The organism is Streptosporangium sp. NPDC049248 (assembly GCF_040678965.1).
Classification (GTDB): Bacteria; Actinomycetota; Actinomycetes; order Streptosporangiales; family Streptosporangiaceae; genus Streptosporangium; species Streptosporangium fukuiense.
In genome coordinates this window covers 36,079-51,001 of record NZ_JBFAQY010000042.1, presented here as the reverse complement: position 1 = coordinate 51,001, position 14,923 = coordinate 36,079, and the positions used below count along the sequence as shown (strand labels likewise).

11 protein-coding genes are annotated in these 14,923 nt (G+C 68.2%); 6 read left to right on the top strand and 5 right to left on the bottom strand.

Features of this window, described 5'->3' with window-relative positions; all coding sequences use genetic code 11:
- Positions 1–239 precede the first annotated feature (239 nt).
- From AB0K21_RS41555 to AB0K21_RS41540, 4 genes are all read right to left on the bottom strand, one after another.
- Positions 240–1,196, bottom strand: a complete 957-nt coding sequence (locus AB0K21_RS41555; RefSeq protein WP_364158131.1) for a TIGR01777 family oxidoreductase — start codon at positions 1,194–1,196, stop codon at positions 240–242.
- 159 nt (positions 1,197–1,355) lie between these two features.
- Positions 1,356–2,540, bottom strand: a complete 1,185-nt coding sequence (locus AB0K21_RS41550; RefSeq protein ID WP_364158128.1) for a serine hydrolase domain-containing protein — start codon at positions 2,538–2,540, stop codon at positions 1,356–1,358.
- Between the two features lie 41 nt (positions 2,541–2,581).
- Positions 2,582–2,959, bottom strand: a complete 378-nt coding sequence (locus AB0K21_RS41545) for a hypothetical protein (RefSeq protein ID WP_343969489.1) — start codon at positions 2,957–2,959, stop codon at positions 2,582–2,584.
- A 306-nt stretch (positions 2,960–3,265) separates the two neighbouring features.
- The gene (locus tag AB0K21_RS41540; RefSeq protein ID WP_343969486.1) at positions 3,266–3,616 is read right to left on the bottom strand and encodes a helix-turn-helix domain-containing protein; all 351 of its coding nucleotides are present in this window, start codon (positions 3,614–3,616) and stop codon (positions 3,266–3,268) included.
- A 38-nt stretch (positions 3,617–3,654) separates the two neighbouring features.
- Between AB0K21_RS41540 and AB0K21_RS41535 the strand changes: the two genes are divergently transcribed.
- Positions 3,655–4,542, top strand: a complete 888-nt coding sequence (locus AB0K21_RS41535) for an NAD(P)-binding domain-containing protein (protein WP_364158123.1) — start codon at positions 3,655–3,657, stop codon at positions 4,540–4,542.
- A 72-nt stretch (positions 4,543–4,614) separates the two neighbouring features.
- On the opposite strand, the gene AB0K21_RS41530 is transcribed toward AB0K21_RS41535, so the two are convergent.
- On the bottom strand, positions 4,615–5,703 hold the full coding sequence (locus AB0K21_RS41530; RefSeq protein WP_364158120.1) for a LacI family DNA-binding transcriptional regulator: 1,089 nt from the start codon (positions 5,701–5,703) through the stop codon (positions 4,615–4,617).
- A gap of 522 nt (positions 5,704–6,225) precedes the next feature.
- Here AB0K21_RS41530 and AB0K21_RS41525 point away from each other — a divergent pair.
- The 5 genes from AB0K21_RS41525 to AB0K21_RS41505 all read left to right on the top strand — a co-directional run bounded on the left by AB0K21_RS41525 (position 6,226) and on the right by AB0K21_RS41505 (position 14,903).
- Entirely contained in the window at positions 6,226–7,608 is a 1,383-nt protein-coding gene (locus tag AB0K21_RS41525) for an endo-1,4-beta-xylanase (protein WP_364158117.1), read from the top strand.
- Positions 7,609–7,814: 206 nt separating this feature from the next.
- Complete coding sequence (locus AB0K21_RS41520; RefSeq protein WP_364158114.1) at positions 7,815–9,200, top strand: glycoside hydrolase family 43 protein; 1,386 nt, start codon at positions 7,815–7,817, stop codon at positions 9,198–9,200.
- Positions 9,201–9,241: 41 nt separating this feature from the next.
- Positions 9,242–11,317 (top strand): family 43 glycosylhydrolase, encoded by a 2,076-nt coding sequence (locus AB0K21_RS41515; protein WP_364158111.1) that lies wholly within the window; start codon positions 9,242–9,244, stop codon positions 11,315–11,317.
- A gap of 51 nt (positions 11,318–11,368) precedes the next feature.
- The gene (locus AB0K21_RS41510) at positions 11,369–12,838 is read left to right on the top strand and encodes a non-reducing end alpha-L-arabinofuranosidase family hydrolase (RefSeq protein ID WP_364158108.1); all 1,470 of its coding nucleotides are present in this window, start codon (positions 11,369–11,371) and stop codon (positions 12,836–12,838) included.
- A 253-nt stretch (positions 12,839–13,091) separates the two neighbouring features.
- Entirely contained in the window at positions 13,092–14,903 is a 1,812-nt protein-coding gene (locus AB0K21_RS41505) for a family 43 glycosylhydrolase (RefSeq protein WP_364158105.1), read from the top strand.
- Positions 14,904–14,923 lie beyond the last annotated feature (20 nt).

The window sequence follows — 14,923 nt, the reverse complement described above, 5'->3', positions numbered from 1 at the left end:
CCAGAGGGCGTGAGCGCGAGGCCCGAGTGGCTCGATCGCCTCCAGGAACGACCGAAGTTCCTCCTCGACTCCGGTGACCGATCCCCTGCAGGGGATCGGCGCTCTCCGGCGTTCGAGGCCGTCAGTCAGGTGACCGGACTACAGCAGTCCGGACACCGATGGTGTGTCATCAGGGAGAGCGTGCCGCACGGGCCGCGGAACGGCGAGGTCGCCGGTGGCCCGCAGGAGCCCCGGGAGGCTCACCCGGGGACGCGGGCCCCTCCGCGCACGCGTCGTATGAGGTCGGCGGCGGCCTCCGGCCACCGGGGGTGGTCGAAGGTGAAACCCGCTTCGAGCAGGCGGCCGGGGACGACCCGGCGGCTTTTCAGCAGAAGTTCGGTGTCCGAGCGCAGCGCGAACGCGCCGAGCCCGGCCATCCACCTCGTCGCGGGCAGGCCGATCCGAATCCCCCATGCCGCGCGCAGCACGCGCATGAACGCACGCTGCGGCAGAGGATCGGGGGCGGCAAGGTTCACCGGCCCGGCCAGGTCTTCCCGGTCGGCCAGGAACTCGACGGCGCTGACGAAGTCGCGGTCGTGGATCCAGGACATGTACTGCGCGCCGCCCGCGATCGGGCCGCCGAGGCCGAGCCGCGCCATCCGCAGCAGGACGTCGAAGACGCCGCCGCGATCGGGACTCATCACCATGGCGGTACGCAGGGCGACCTTGCGCGTGTGCGGGGTTTCGGCCCGTTCCTGCTCCCGCTCCCACGCTTTCGCGATCTCGACGCTGTAGGCCCAGTAGTCCGGGACACCGGGTTCGGTGCCGCCGAGCACGCCGGTCGCCTCGTCGTTGGGCGCGTCGAAGCGGTGGGCGTAGACGGTGGCGGTGCTCATCTGCAACCAGACCCGGGGAGGCCGCGCGGCGGCCGCGATCGCCTCGCCCACGACCCGGGTGGAGTGCACGCGCGAGTCCATCATGGCCCTCAGGTTGGCGGCGGTGTAGCGGCAGTCGACGCTGCGCCCGGCCAGGTTGACCACGATGTCGCTGCCGTCGATCTCCTGTGCCCAGGGCCCCAGGGTCTCCCCGTCCCAGCGGATGTCACGCTGCCGCACCGGCCGCCTGGTCAGCACCACGACGTCATGCCCCGCGGCGGTCATCGCACGATCCAGGATCGCGCCCACCTGACCGCTTCCTCCGGGTATCACTATTTTCATCGGACTCCCCAGAACGTGTGAGGCGAGCCTAGCGCGGCACGCTGAACGCGTTCAAAAGAGGTCGGCCTTACCCGCCGATCCGCGCGCACGCGGCTCTGCGGGCGGCGTATCGGCGCCGCCGGCCGTGCCTGTCCGCCGCCGCCGATACGCCGAAGGCTCTTACCGAGCCTGGGCCTTCATCGCGTCCCGCACCGCGTCCAGGAGGTTGGCCGCCCTGTGGTCCGGCACCCCCTCCTGAAGGTGGTTCATGACGTAGCCGAACGCCAGGCCGGTCGCCGGGTCGGCGAAGCCGAGTGATCCGCCGAGACCGGGGAAACCGAAGGCGGTCGGGCTGTACCAGAACGCGTCGGGTGTCGGCAGGCCGAAACCGGTGCCGATCCGGACGGGTACCCGCAGGATGCGGTCGATGCCACCGACCTGTTCCGCGGTCGCCGCGGCCAAGGTGTCGGGTCCGAGGATGCGGTGCCCGTCGACCTCGCCGATGAGCGCGGCGTAGAAGCGGGCCAGGGCGCGGGCCGTGCAGATGCCGTTGGTCGAGGGCATCTCGGCGGACTGCTCGTCGGGGTCGTTGTGGTCCAGTGGCGGCGTGACGACGGTCATCGACCGCACGGTCAGCGACGTCGGATCGGCATAGGCCGCCATCACCTCGCGCGCGGGTCCGGGAAGGGCGTCCAGGTCGATCCCGGCCAGCGCCTCGACGTCGGGCACCGCGGCGATGATCCGGCTGACCCGATGCCGCTCGGCTTCCGGCAGCCCGATCCACAGGTCCAGGCCGAGCGGTGCGGCGATCTCTTCGGTGAGGAACGTGCCGAGGCTGCGGCCGCTCACCCGGCGGACGACCTCCCCGACCAGCCAGCCGTAGGTGAGCCCGTGATAGCCGTGCTCGGTGCCCGGTTCCCAGGAGGGGCGCTGGGCGGCCAGTGCGGTCACCATCGGGTCCCAGGCGATCGCCTCCGCCGGGGTGACCGGGTGGTCGATCACGGGCAGTCCGGCCTGGTGGGTGAGCAGCCAGCGGACCGGGATACGGTCCTTCCCGTTCGCCGCGAACTCCGGCCAGTAGTCGGCGACGGGTGCGTCGAGGTCCAGTTCACCGCGCTGGGCCAGCAGGTGCGCGCAGGCGGCGGTGACCCCCTTGGTGGTGGAGTACACGACCTGCAGGGTGTCGTGCTCCCAGCGGCGGCCGGTCTCGGGGTCGGCGATTCCGCCCCACAGGTCGACGACCTTCCGGCCGTGCAGGTAGACGCCGACCGCGGCGCCCACTTCCTGGCCGCCGGCCAGATTGGCCGCGAACGCCTCACGTACTCCTTCGAATCCCGGTGCGGTGTTCCCACCGATTTCGGGCATGCGTCATCGCCTTCCGTGTGGAGGGGTGTTGCCGGGAAGTGCTACCCGCGCCACTTCTCGATGAGCCAGGCGCAGATCTCCGGCTCGGTCATCTCGGGGAACTCCTCGGTGAACGCGACGAGGGCGCGCATCGCCTCGTCTCGGTCCAGGCCGCGCACCGCCGCCGCCCTGAGGTACTCCTGACGTGCGGCGGAAGGACGGCCTCCGCCCGCACCGCGACCCGGCAGGCCGTCGCGCCACCGCACTATCTCTTCCAGCCGATCAGCCCGCCAGCCGGGAGCCCCGTCGACCTCGACGTCGGGCTCGGGAAACGGGTGACGCGAATCGCCCGGATAGCGGGAGCGCCACTTGTGCACCGCGTGCCGGCTCACCCCCAGCGCCTCGCCGATACCGAGGACACCGAGGTAGGACTCGGTCATGGCGCACCAACTTGTCTGTCCGGCCTCCTTCGCGGATCTCATTACTACCACGCCCGAAATGAAGTCCTCGCGTCGACAGAACGCAAAGAACATCGTCTCGATTAGAGACGATGTTAACGTGGACATTGAACCTCGTCTACACCGCAGACAAGGTTATTGATGAAGAGCCGGGCACTCCACATCTCGTGCTCCTGCGGTAGCCACTTTTTTGTGGGTACTTGTCGGCAGGACCGGGGCGGCCTGAAGCTTGGTCGTGGGCGGTCGAAGGCCGTCAGACCCAGACGAGACGGGCAGGTTGGCGGTGTATCAGGAGACCGGTTGGGACTCGGTCAGCTTCTCCAGGCGCCGGTGGCCCCAGTCGGAAAGCGGCGCCAACACTTCGGAGAGTTCGCGGCCGAACGGGGTCAGGGAGTACACGGTCTTCAGCGGCTGCACATCGTGCACCTCCCGGTGGACCAGTCCGTCGGCCTCCATCTCCCGCAGCGTCTGAGTCAGCACCTTCTCGGTGAGACCCGGCAACCGCCGGCGTAACTCGCTGGGGCGGTGCGGATCGGACTCCAGCAGCCAGAGCAACATCGTCTTCCACTTGCCGTCGATCACGGCGATCGCGGCGGTCACTCCGCAGACGTTCGGGTCCTGGGCACGGCTGCGCGTCATCTTCATCACCATTTCGCTAGTCATCGAGGAGTCGAGGCATGACCTCACACAATGAACAGTCTGCTGTCACCGTGCTCGGCCTGGGGCCGATGGGGCGGGCCCTGGCCGGGGCCTTCCTGGACGCCGGCCTGCGGACCACGGTCTGGAACCGGACACCGGGCAAGGAACGGGAGTTGGTCGAGCGGGGCGCGGTCGGCGCTCGATCGCCCGAAGAGGCGGTCGCCGCAAGCACGTTGACCGTGGTCTGCGTGGTGAACTACGACGCGGCGGACGCCATCGTGCGACGCGACGCGGTCACCGACGCGCTCAAGGGGCGCACTGTCGTGAACCTGACCGCCGACACCCCCGGCCGGGCCCGGGACACCGCGACCTGGGCGGCCGAGCACGGTATCGGATACCTGGACGGTGCGATCATGACGCCGACCACGACCATCGGCACACCGGCCGCGGTGTTCCTCCACAGCGGCCCCGGCGAGCTTTACCGGGAGCACCGATCGGTGCTGGACGCCCTGGGGGGCACCCACACCCACCTCGGTGAGGAGATCGGCCGGGCGGCCGCGTACGACATCGCCTTGCTCGACATCTTCTGGACCGCGATGGCGGGCTATGCGCACGCGCTGGCGATGGCCATGGCCGAGGGGGTCACCGCGCGGGAGCTGGCACCGTTCGCCAAAGGCATCGGCGCGATCCTTCCGCCGATCTTCGAGCAGGCCGCGGAGGAGGTCGACAGCGGGAGGTTCTCCGGCGAAGACAACCCGATCACCTCGGCGGTGTCGTCCATGGCCCATATCGTCCACACCTCCGAGGCCCACGGCATCGACGCGAGCGTGATGCGCGCCGCCGAAGGCTTGGCGCGCCGCGCCATCGGGCGTGGCCACGGCACCGACGGGTTCCTCCGGATCATCGAGATCATGAATCCCCGCTGAGAGAGCACCCCTGCCAAGTCCTTCAGAGGCGCGACCCGTGCCGGCTTGCTGCGGTCACACCTTCTCAAGCGCTCACTTCACTCGGATCGGCTGACTGAGCGCTTCAGGGCCGGCCTTCCCACCGCGAAAGGCGGCCGTGCTCCCACGGATCACGAGTTCGGTGCCCAGTTCCACTCGCCGCTGCTGGAGCGACTCCCCCTCGGCCAGGCTGATCAGCATGGTGGCGGCCGTGGCGCCCATCTCGATCAGGGGCTGGTGGATCGTGGTGAGCGGCGGGATGGCCCAGCGGCAGGAGGGCATGTCGTCGAAGCCGATCACACTGAGGTCGTCCGGGATGCGTAGTCGCAGCTCGTGGGCGGCGTGGTAGACACCGACGGCCTGGCCGTCGTTGGCCGCGAAGATCGCGGTAGGTGGCTCGGGCAGCTTCAGCAGCCGGCGGGTGCAGGCCAGGCCGTCCTCGATCTGAAACGTCCCCTGGCAGATCAGGTCGGGGTCGACCGGCACACCGGCGGCGTCGAGGGCGGCACGGTAACCGTCCAGGCGTGCCCGGCCGGAGAGCGCGTACTCAGGCCCTGTGATCATCGCGATCCGGCGGTGACCGAGTTCGAGAAGATGACGGGTGGCCTCCAGGCCGCCGCTCCAGTTGGTGGCCCCCACCGAAGGTACGCCGCGGCCGGGATCCCCGGCCGGATCCAGCACGACCAGGGGGACCTCGCGAGTGGCCAGCCGTACGCGCTGCTCCTCCGTGGGACCCGAGAACACCGTGATGACGCCGGTGGGGCGGCGGCCGAGCACGTCCTCGATCCACCGGTGTCCCGGGGTGTGCCGGCCGCCGAGCTCGGAGATCACCACGCTCAGGCCGTGCCGCCGGGCGACCTGCTGGACGCCCTTGACGATCTCTATCGGATAGTCGCCCGCCAGCTCGTGAAAGACGACCTCGATGAGGCCCGCCGGCTTGATGCGGCGGCGTTGCCTGCGGTAGCCGTGCTCTTGGATGAGGCCCTCGACCAGGGCGCGGGTCTCCGGGCCGACCTCCGAGCGGCCGTTGACGACCTTTGAGACGGTGGCCATGGAGACCCCGGCCAGCTCGGCGAGCTGAGAGAGGGTCAACGGTTTGGAAGAGGCCGAGTCGGCGTGGGGGGATTCCTCGGTCGAGGTCATATAGGGAGTGTATCGGGCGACTTTCGGTCTCTCGGCATGGCCGTTTTCGCTGCTCCTCCCCCCTTCCAGCCCGCTTCGCCGGACACTTGGAACGATCATTGATCCGACAACTATCGGTTGTCAACAGAAAATTTCCACCGGCCGGCTCGGGCTACCCGGGTCGTCAAGCAGGGGCCGTCGAGAAAGTTAGCTGAATTCAGCCGGAATTCTACGGTTGCCAACTGGTAACTTCTGTGAAACTTTCACATGCGCGGGCAGCGCGACATGATCTCCCTCCGGGCGAATGCCCAGGCCGGGAAACATGTCAGCGGCAATGCCCAGGTCAGCGAGGGTTGTGACTCATTGACCTGGATCGGACAGTCGGATGTACTCCGCGTCAACACATCCACGGGAGCAGGCCATGGAGATCTGGAGTCTCGAATGTTAGCGATAACAGATTTCGGCGGCCGCTGTCCCCCAGCCGTGGCCAAGGAGCGATGGATGCCTCCCCCGTCTCGACCTCGTGCCCAAGAAGGAACCGGCATGCCCCCCACTGCGATCCTGACCGTCGCCTCGAAAGCACGACGAACCCTCACTCTCACGATCGCCGCAGCCCTCGGAGCCGGCGTCATGGTGGCCATCCCGTCGGCCGTCTCCGCTGCGGAGACCACGCTCGGGGCGGCGGCCGCCCAGTCGGGTCGCTACTTCGGCGCGGCCATCGCCGCCGGCAGGCTCGGTGACTCCACGTACGTGAACATCCTGAACCGCGAGTTCAACTCGGTCACCGCCGAGAACGAGATGAAATGGGACGCCACCGAGCCGTCGCGCGGCTCGTTCAACTACACCAACGGCGACCGCATCGCCAACCACGCCATCGCACGCGGCATGAAGATCCGAGGCCACGCCCTGCTGTGGCACGCCCAGATGCCCGGCTGGGCACAGAGCCTGTCCGGCTCGACGCTGCGCAGCGCCGCCATCAACCACGTCACCCAGGTCGCCACCCACTACCGAGGCAAGATCCACTCCTGGGACGTCGTCAACGAGGCCTTCGCCGACGGCACCTCCGGCGGACGGCGTGACTCCAGCCTCCAGCGGACCGGCAACGACTGGATCGAAGCCGCCTTCCGCGCCGCCCGCGCCGCCGACCCCGGCGCCAAACTCTGCTACAACGACTACAACACCGACGGCATCAACGCCAAGAGCACCGGCATCTACAACATGGTCCGCGACTTCAAATCACGCGGCGTCCCGATCGACTGCGTCGGTTTCCAGTCCCACCTGACCAACTCCGTCCCCGGCGACTACCAGGCCAACCTCCAGCGCTTCGCCGACCTCGGCGTCGACGTCCAGATCACCGAACTCGACATCTCCGGCTCCAACCAGGCCAACGTGTACGCCACCGTCACCCGCGCCTGCCTGAACGTCGCCCGCTGCACCGGCATCACCGTATGGGGCATCCGCGACAGCGACTCCTGGCGCACCGGCCAAAACCCCCTGCTCTTCGACGCCGCCGGCAACAAGAAGGCCGCCTACACCTCGGTGCTGAACACGCTGAACGCGGCCACTCCCAACCCGAGCCCCACTCCCACTGTCACGCCGCCCCCGGGTGGGCCGTGCCGGGTGGGTTACACCCTCAACGCCTGGAACAACGGATTCACCTCGGCGATCACCGTCACCAACACCGGCTCCTCCGCGATCAACGGCTGGTCGCTCGTCTTCACCCTGCCCTCGGGCCAGAGCATCACCGGGGGATGGAACGCCACCTACTCGCCCGCCAGTGGCCAGGTGACGGCACGCAACGTGAGCTACAACGGCTCGATCCCCGCCGGAGGCTCGGTCGAGATCGGCTTCCAGGCCACCCACACCGGCAACACCGCCGCCCCCTCCGCCTTCACCCTCAACGGGAGCACCTGTTCCCGCGCCTGAACTCCCGGGGGACCGAGCGGACGGCTACCCGGCGACGTCGGGCCGTACAGGTCCTGCCGATCCGGCATGCCCGCTTCCTGCCCCGTTCACGGAGAACGGCCGGACCTGCGGCGTGACCTGACCGCACACCGCGCCCCGGTCCCGTCGTCCGCCAGGCGACGGGACCGGACACCCCCTCCGGTAACCCCCCAGAGAAAGGAACGCCCGTGTCCCTGAGCCGCAGGCAGTTCGGCAGGGCCGCCCTGACGTCGGCCGCCCTCGCCACCACCGGCGTGGTCGGTTTCCCCCGAGCGGCGTACGCGGCGAACGCCGCGTACGTCTTCGGCTACTTCACCGAGTCCCCGAGCCAGCAGGCCGCCGACTACGGCCTGCACCTGGCGGTCAGCCGGGACGGCCTGAACTGGACCCCCCTCAACCAGAACAACCCCGTGGTCACCCCCACGGCCGGCCAGCTGGGCCTGCGCGACCCGCAGATCTTCCGGAAGCTCGACGGCACCTTCGTCGTCGTCGCCACCGACCTGAAGGGCCTCAACTTCGGCACGCCCAGCCAGTACCTGCATGTCTGGGACTCGGTCGACCTGACCAACTTCACCGGCTACCGCCGCCTGCGGATGCACACCACCGGCGGCCACACCTGGGCCCCGACGGTCTTCTACGACAACTCTCGCGGGCAGTACGGCATCGTCTACTCGTTCGACACCGGCGGCCGGGACATCCTCGCGGTCAACTACACCTCCGACTTCCAGTCGGTCGGCGCGCAGCAGACCTTCTTCAGCCCCGGCTTCAACGTGCTGGACGGCGACATCGTGGTCGACGGTTCCACGACGTACCTCTACTACAAGAACCTCAACGACGGGAACCTGTACGGCGCCCGCTCCGCCACGGGCCAGCCCAACAGTTTCACGACCTACACGAGCGGGATCCGCATCGGCAACGCCATCGAGGCGCCGTTGCTCCAGAAGACCAACGAGGGTGGCTGGCGTCTGTGGGGTGACTCCTTCAGCCCGGTCAACAACGACTACTACCTGTGGTCGTCGTCGAACATCGGCGCGAACGCGTGGTCGGCGGTGAACCAGCGCGACTACACCCCGCCGATGAACTCCAAGCACGGTTCGATCGCCGGGATCACCGACGCCGAGTACAACGCCCTGGTCTCCCGGTGGGGCCTGCCGAACTGGGTGCGGCTGAAGTCGTCGAACTTCCCCGACTACTTCGTCCGGCACGCCAACCGGATCGGGCGGATCGACCCCTACCCGTTCGACCCGTATCGGGAGCAGATGTGGCGGATGGTGCCGGGGCTGGCCGACTCGGCCGGGGTGTCGTTCGAGGCGGTGAGCGTTCCCGGTAGCTTCCTGCGCCACAGCGACTACGCGATCCGGCTGGACCCGAACGACAACTCCGCGACCTTCCGGGCCGACGCGACGTTCTATCGGGTGGCCGGGCTGGCCGACGGGAGTTGGTCGTCGTTCCGGTCGTACAACTTCCCGACCCACCACCTGCGGCACCAGGGTTACGTGCTGCGCATCGACCCGGTCAACGCGTCGTCGAGCGCCGCCGACCGGCAGGACGCCACATTCCGGGTGACGTCATGACCCAAATGTTAACGCTAACAAAATTATCCGGAGGGGGACGTATGCATTACACCAGGCGAAATCATCTGCGCGTACTGCTTGCCGCCATCACCTCGGCCATACTCGTCGGCACCCTGCTCACGCTCGTCACGCCCGCCGCGAACGCGGCGACGGTCGACACCGGCGCCTGGTACGTCCTGGTCAACCGCAACAGCGGCAAGGCCCTGGACGTCTACAACCTGGCCACCAACGACGGCGCCCGCATCACCCAGTGGACCCGCAACAACGGCAACCAGCAGCAGTGGCAGTTCGTCGACTCCGGCGGCGGCTACTACCGCCTGAAGTCCCGCCACTCCGGCAAGGTCCTCGACGTCTACAACTTCTCCACCGCCAACGGCGGCGCCATCGTGCAGTGGGCCGACGGCAACGGCACCAACCAGCAGTTCCGGCTGGCCGACTCCGCGGGCGGCTACGTCCGCCTGATCAACCGCAACAGCAACAAGGTGCTGGAGGTCCAGAACGCCTCCACCGCCGACGGCGCCAACATCGTCCAGTACGACGACTGGGGCGGCAACAACCAGCAGTGGCAACTCGTCCAGGTCGGCAGCGAACCGAACCCGACCCCCACCCCGACCACCGGCGGCGACTACACCAATCCGGTCGTGTGGCAGGACTTCGCCGACGGCGACATCATCCGGGTCGGCGACGCCTACTACTACTCGGCCTCGACGATGCACTACTCGCCGGGCGCGCCGATCCTGCGCTCCTACAACCTGGTCGACTGGGAGTACGCCGGCCACTCGGTCCCCCGGCTCGACTTCGACTCGAACGCCTACGACCTCAACGGCGGCCGGGCGTACGTGAAGGGCATCTGGGCCTCGACCCTCAACTACCGGCCGAGCAACAGCACGTACTACTGGATGGGCTGCGTCGAGTTCAACCGCACCTACGTCTACACCGCCTCGGCGGTGGACGGCACCTGGACCAAACGCTCCCAGATCAACAACTGCTACTACGACGCCGGCCTGCTCGTCGACGACAACGACACGATGTACGTCGCCTACGGCAACGGCACGATCAGCGTCGCCCAGCTCTCGGCCGACGGGCTCAGCCAGGTGCGCGCCCAGCAGGTGTTCCAGACCCCCTCCAGCGTCGGCACCCTGGAGGGCGCCCGCTTCTACAAGCGCAACGGCTACTACTACATCTGGCTGACCCGGCCCGCGAACGGCCAGTACGTGCTGCGGTCGACCAGCCCGTTCGGCCCGTACGAGATGCGCCAGGTCCTGCTGAACATGCCGGGCCCGATCTCCGGGGGCGGCGTGCCGCACCAGGGCGGGCTCGTGCAGACCCAGAACGGCGCCTGGTACTACATGTCGTTCGTCGACGCCTTCCCCGGCGGCCGGGTGCCCGCTCTCGCGCCGATCACCTGGACCGGCGACGGCTGGCCCACGATCCAGACGGTCAACGGCGGCTGGGGCGTCAACTACCCGAAGCCGAACATCCAGACCAACCGGACCGTCCAGTCGATGATCGGCCCCGACTCCTTCACCTCGGGCGCGCTCGGTCACCGCTGGGAGTGGAACCACAACCCCGACAACACCAGGTGGTCGACGGGCAACGGGCTGCGGCTGCAGACCGCGACCGTCACAGGCGACCTGTACAACGCCCGCAACACCCTGACCCACCGCATCCAGGGGCCGTCGTCGACCGCGACGATCGAGCTCGACTACTCGCAGATGGCCAACGGCGACCGCAGCGGCCTGGCCATGCTCCGCGACCAGTCGGCCTGGATCGGCCTCAAACGCGACAACGGGACGACCCGCGTCGTGATGACCAACGGGCTGACCATGAACAGCAGCTGGCAGACCACCGGCACCGGCACCGAGGCGGCGAGCGCCAACGTCTCCGGCGGCCGGATCTGGCTGCGGGTCAACGCCGACATCCGGCCCGGCTCCGGACGGCAGGCCCGCTTCTCCTACAGCACCGACGGGACCAACTTCACCTCGTTCGGACCGGCCTTCACGTTGAACAACGCCTGGCAGTTCTTCATGGGCTACCGCTTCGGGATCTTCAACCACGCCACCCAGTCCCTCGGCGGCGCGGTGACCGTGCGCCGCTTCGACCTCACGACCCCGTAAGAACCACCCCACCGCCCAATCGCTCCGCGTCAGATGAAATCGGAGTACATCATGAGAGCAAGACCCCTGGCCGTCATCGTGGCTGCGGCCACATTGCTGATGAGCCTCTTCGTGGCCGTCCAATCCGCGAACGCGGCGACGGTCGACACGAATGCCTGGTACGTCCTGGTCAACCGCAACAGCGGCAAGGCCCTGGACGTCTACAACCTGGCCACCAACGACGGCGCCCGCATCACCCAGTGGACCCGCAACAACGGCAACCAGCAGCAGTGGCAGTTCGTCGACTCCGGCGGCGGCTACTACCGCCTGAAGTCCCGCCACTCCGGCAAGGTCCTCGACGTCTACAACTTCTCCACCGCCAACGGCGGCGCCATCGTGCAGTGGGCCGACCTCAACGGCACCAACCAGCAGTGGCGCCTGGCCGACTCCGCCGGCGGCTACGTCCGCCTGATCAGCCGCCACAGCAACAAGGCCCTGGAGGTCCAGGGTGCCTCCACCGCCGACGGCGCCAACATCGTCCAGTACGACGACTGGGGCGGCAACAACCAGCAGTGGCAACTCGTCCAGGTCGGCAGCGGGCCGAACCCGACCCCGACGCCGACCCCGACCGGCACCTGCGCTCTTCCGTCGACGTACCGCTGGACGTCGACCGGCTCGCTGGCGAACCCGAGGTCCGGGTGGGTCTCGCTCAAGGACTTCACCGTCGCCCCCTACAACGGCAGGCAACTCGTCTACGCCACGACGCACGACAACGGGTCGAGCTGGGGTTCGATGAACTTCGGCCTGTTCACCAACTGGTCGGAGATGGCCTCGGCCAGCCAGAACGCGATGAACTCCGCCACCGTCGCCCCCAGCCTGTTCTACTTCGCCCCCAAGAACATCTGGGTGCTCGCCTACCAGTGGGGCGGCCCTGCCTTCTCCTACCGCACCTCCACCGACCCCACCAACCCGAACGGCTGGTCGGCACCGCAGACGCTCTTCTCCGGAAGCATCACCGGCTCCGGCACGGGCCCCATCGACCAGGCGGTCATCGGTGACGGCACGAACATGTACCTGTTCTTCGCCGGCGACAACGGCAAGATCTACCGGGCCAGCATGCCCATCGGCAACTTCCCCGGCAGCTTCGGCTCGAACTCGACCGTGATCATGAGCGACACGACGAACAACCTGTTCGAAGCCGTCCAGGTCTACAAGATCCAGAACGAGAACCGCTACCTCATGATCGTCGAGGCGATCGGCTCGCAGGGCCGCTACTTCCGTTCCTTCACGGCCACCAGTCTGAACGGTACCTGGACACCGCAGGCCGCGACCGAGGGCAACCCCTTCGCCGGCAAGGCCAACAGCGGCGCCACCTGGACCAACGACATCAGCCACGGCGAACTGATCCGTACCAACGCCGACCAGACCATGACCGTCGACCCCTGCAACCTGCAGTTGCTCTACCAGGGACGCAGCCCCAACTCCGGCGGCGACTACGGCCTCCTGCCCTACCGGCCGGGCCTGCTGACACTGCAGCGCTGACGGCGTGACCCGGGTCCGGCTCGGGTGTTCCTGATGTTCGCGGCAAAGGCGCATGCCGAATCGGGTGAGCGTCGTCACGGCATGCGATCAGGACCGGGTGGATCCAAAGCGGCGGGCTCGGCGCAGGCCGAGCCCGCCCGGGTCACGCGGAGAGCCCAGATCATCTCCTGAACCGGTCCCGGGCGCGGAGGGAGGTAGCGCCCACCGCCCCGGGACCACGCCCCCGTCATCACGTCTCTAAGGGAGACAACAGGTGAGACCTGCTCTGCGCACGGTCCTGTGCACCGTGGGCCTGCTTCTAACGGCAATGCTGTTCCCGTTGTCGGCCAGGGCCGACAACCCGATCGTCCAGACCGTCTACACCGCCGACCCGGCGCCGCTCGTCCACAACGGCCGCGTCTACCTCTACACCGGTCACGACGAGGACGGCTCGACGTACTTCACCATGCGCGAGTGGCGGGTGTACTCGTCGTCGGACATGGCGAACTGGACCGACCACGGCTCCCCGATGAACCTGGCCACCTTCGCCTGGGCCGACGCCAACGCGTGGGCGGGCCAGGTCGCCTATCGCAACGGCAGGTTCTACTGGTACGTGCCGGTCCGGGACCGCGCCTCCGGTTCGATGGCCATCGGCGTCGCGGTCGCCGACAGCCCGACCGGGCCGTTCCGCGACGCCATCGGACGTCCGCTGGTGAGGAACGGCGAGATCGACCCCACGGTCTTCATCGACGACAACGGTCAGGCCTACCTGTACTGGGGCAACCCCAACCTCTGGTACGTCCGGCTGAACACAGACATGATCTCCTTCTCCGGCAGCCCGACCCAGATCCCGCTGACCGCCGCGGGATTCGGCGCGCGCGGCGGCAACACGAGCCGTCCCACCCTCTACGAAGAGGGGCCCTGGGTCTTCAAGCGCAACGGCCTCTACTACAACGTGTTCGCCGCGGAGTGCTGCTCGGAGTTCATCGCCTACTCGACGGCTCCCAGCGCCACCGGGCCGTGGACCTACCGGGGGACGATCATGCCCCGCCAGGGCGGCAGTTTCACCAACCACGCCGGAATCGCCGACTTCAACGGCGGGTCGTACTTCTTCTACCACAACGGCGCCCTGCCGGGCGGGGGCGGTTTCACCAGGTCGGTGGCCGTGGAGAAGTTCACCTACAACGCCGACGGCACCTTCCCCACCATCAACATGACCACCGCCGGCCCCCCGCAGCTGGGAACGCTGAACCCGTTCGTACGCCAGGAGGCCGAGACCATCGCCTGGGCATCGGGGGTCGAGACCGAAGCCTCCACCGAGGGCGGCATGAACGTCGGCTTCATCGAGAACGGCGACAACATCAAGGTCAAGGGCGTCGGCTTCGGCACCGGGGCGTCGTCCTTCACCGCCCGGGTGGCCTCGGGGTCGAGCGGCGGCAGCATCGAACTCCGCCTGGGCAGCGCCACCGGCACGCTCGTCGGCACCTGCGCCGTCCCGGGGACCGGCGGGTGGCAGAACTGGACCACCGTCACCTGCCCCGTCAGCGGAGCCACCGGAACCCGCGACCTGTATCTCCGCTTCACCGGCGGCAGCGGCTACCTGCTCAACCTCAACTGGTGGCAGTTCACCCCGAGCGGCGGCAGCGGCGGGAACCTGCTGACCAACGGCACCATGGAGAACGGCACTGCGGGCTGGACCAGCTCCGGCGGCACCCTGTCCTCCGCCACCGATGTTGCTCACGCCGGCAGCCGGTCCCTGCTCAACTCCGGCCGTACGGCCGCCTGGCAGGGCCCCCACCAGAACGTGACGTCGGCCCTGACCAACGGCAAGAGCTACACCACGAGCGTCTGGGTGCGCTCACAGAGCGGCACTCCCAGCGCGAAGGCGACCCTTACGCTCACCGCCGACGGCACGACGAACTACCTCCAGCTCACCCCGGCGCAAACGGTGAACACGAACGGCTGGACCCAGCTCACCGGCACCGCGACCGTCTCGTGGACCGGCACGCTGACCAACGCCTCCTTCTACGTCGAGACGGCCGCCGGAACCGACGGCCTCTACATCGACGACGCCTCCTTCCAATGACCGGACAGAAAGGAGTCATC

What these genes read in the sequence shown, in the direction of transcription:
- AB0K21_RS41530 (WP_364158120.1), bottom strand. Translation starts at nt 5,703, where the DNA reads ATGACCTCGACCGAGGAATCCCCCCACGCCGACTCGGCCTCTTCCAAA.
- AB0K21_RS41555 (WP_364158131.1), bottom strand. Translation starts at nt 1,196, where the DNA reads ATGAAAATAGTGATACCCGGAGGAAGCGGTCAGGTGGGCGCGATCCTG.
- AB0K21_RS41550 (WP_364158128.1), bottom strand. Translation starts at nt 2,540, where the DNA reads ATGCCCGAAATCGGTGGGAACACCGCACCGGGATTCGAAGGAGTACGT.
- AB0K21_RS41525 (WP_364158117.1), top strand. Translation starts at nt 6,226, where the DNA reads ATGCCCCCCACTGCGATCCTGACCGTCGCCTCGAAAGCACGACGAACC.
- AB0K21_RS41510 (WP_364158108.1), top strand. Translation starts at nt 11,369, where the DNA reads ATGAGAGCAAGACCCCTGGCCGTCATCGTGGCTGCGGCCACATTGCTG.
- AB0K21_RS41540 (WP_343969486.1), bottom strand. Translation starts at nt 3,616, where the DNA reads ATGACGCGCAGCCGTGCCCAGGACCCGAACGTCTGCGGAGTGACCGCC.
- AB0K21_RS41535 (WP_364158123.1), top strand. Translation starts at nt 3,655, where the DNA reads ATGACCTCACACAATGAACAGTCTGCTGTCACCGTGCTCGGCCTGGGG.
- AB0K21_RS41545 (WP_343969489.1), bottom strand. Translation starts at nt 2,959, where the DNA reads ATGACCGAGTCCTACCTCGGTGTCCTCGGTATCGGCGAGGCGCTGGGG.
- AB0K21_RS41515 (WP_364158111.1), top strand. Translation starts at nt 9,242, where the DNA reads ATGCATTACACCAGGCGAAATCATCTGCGCGTACTGCTTGCCGCCATC.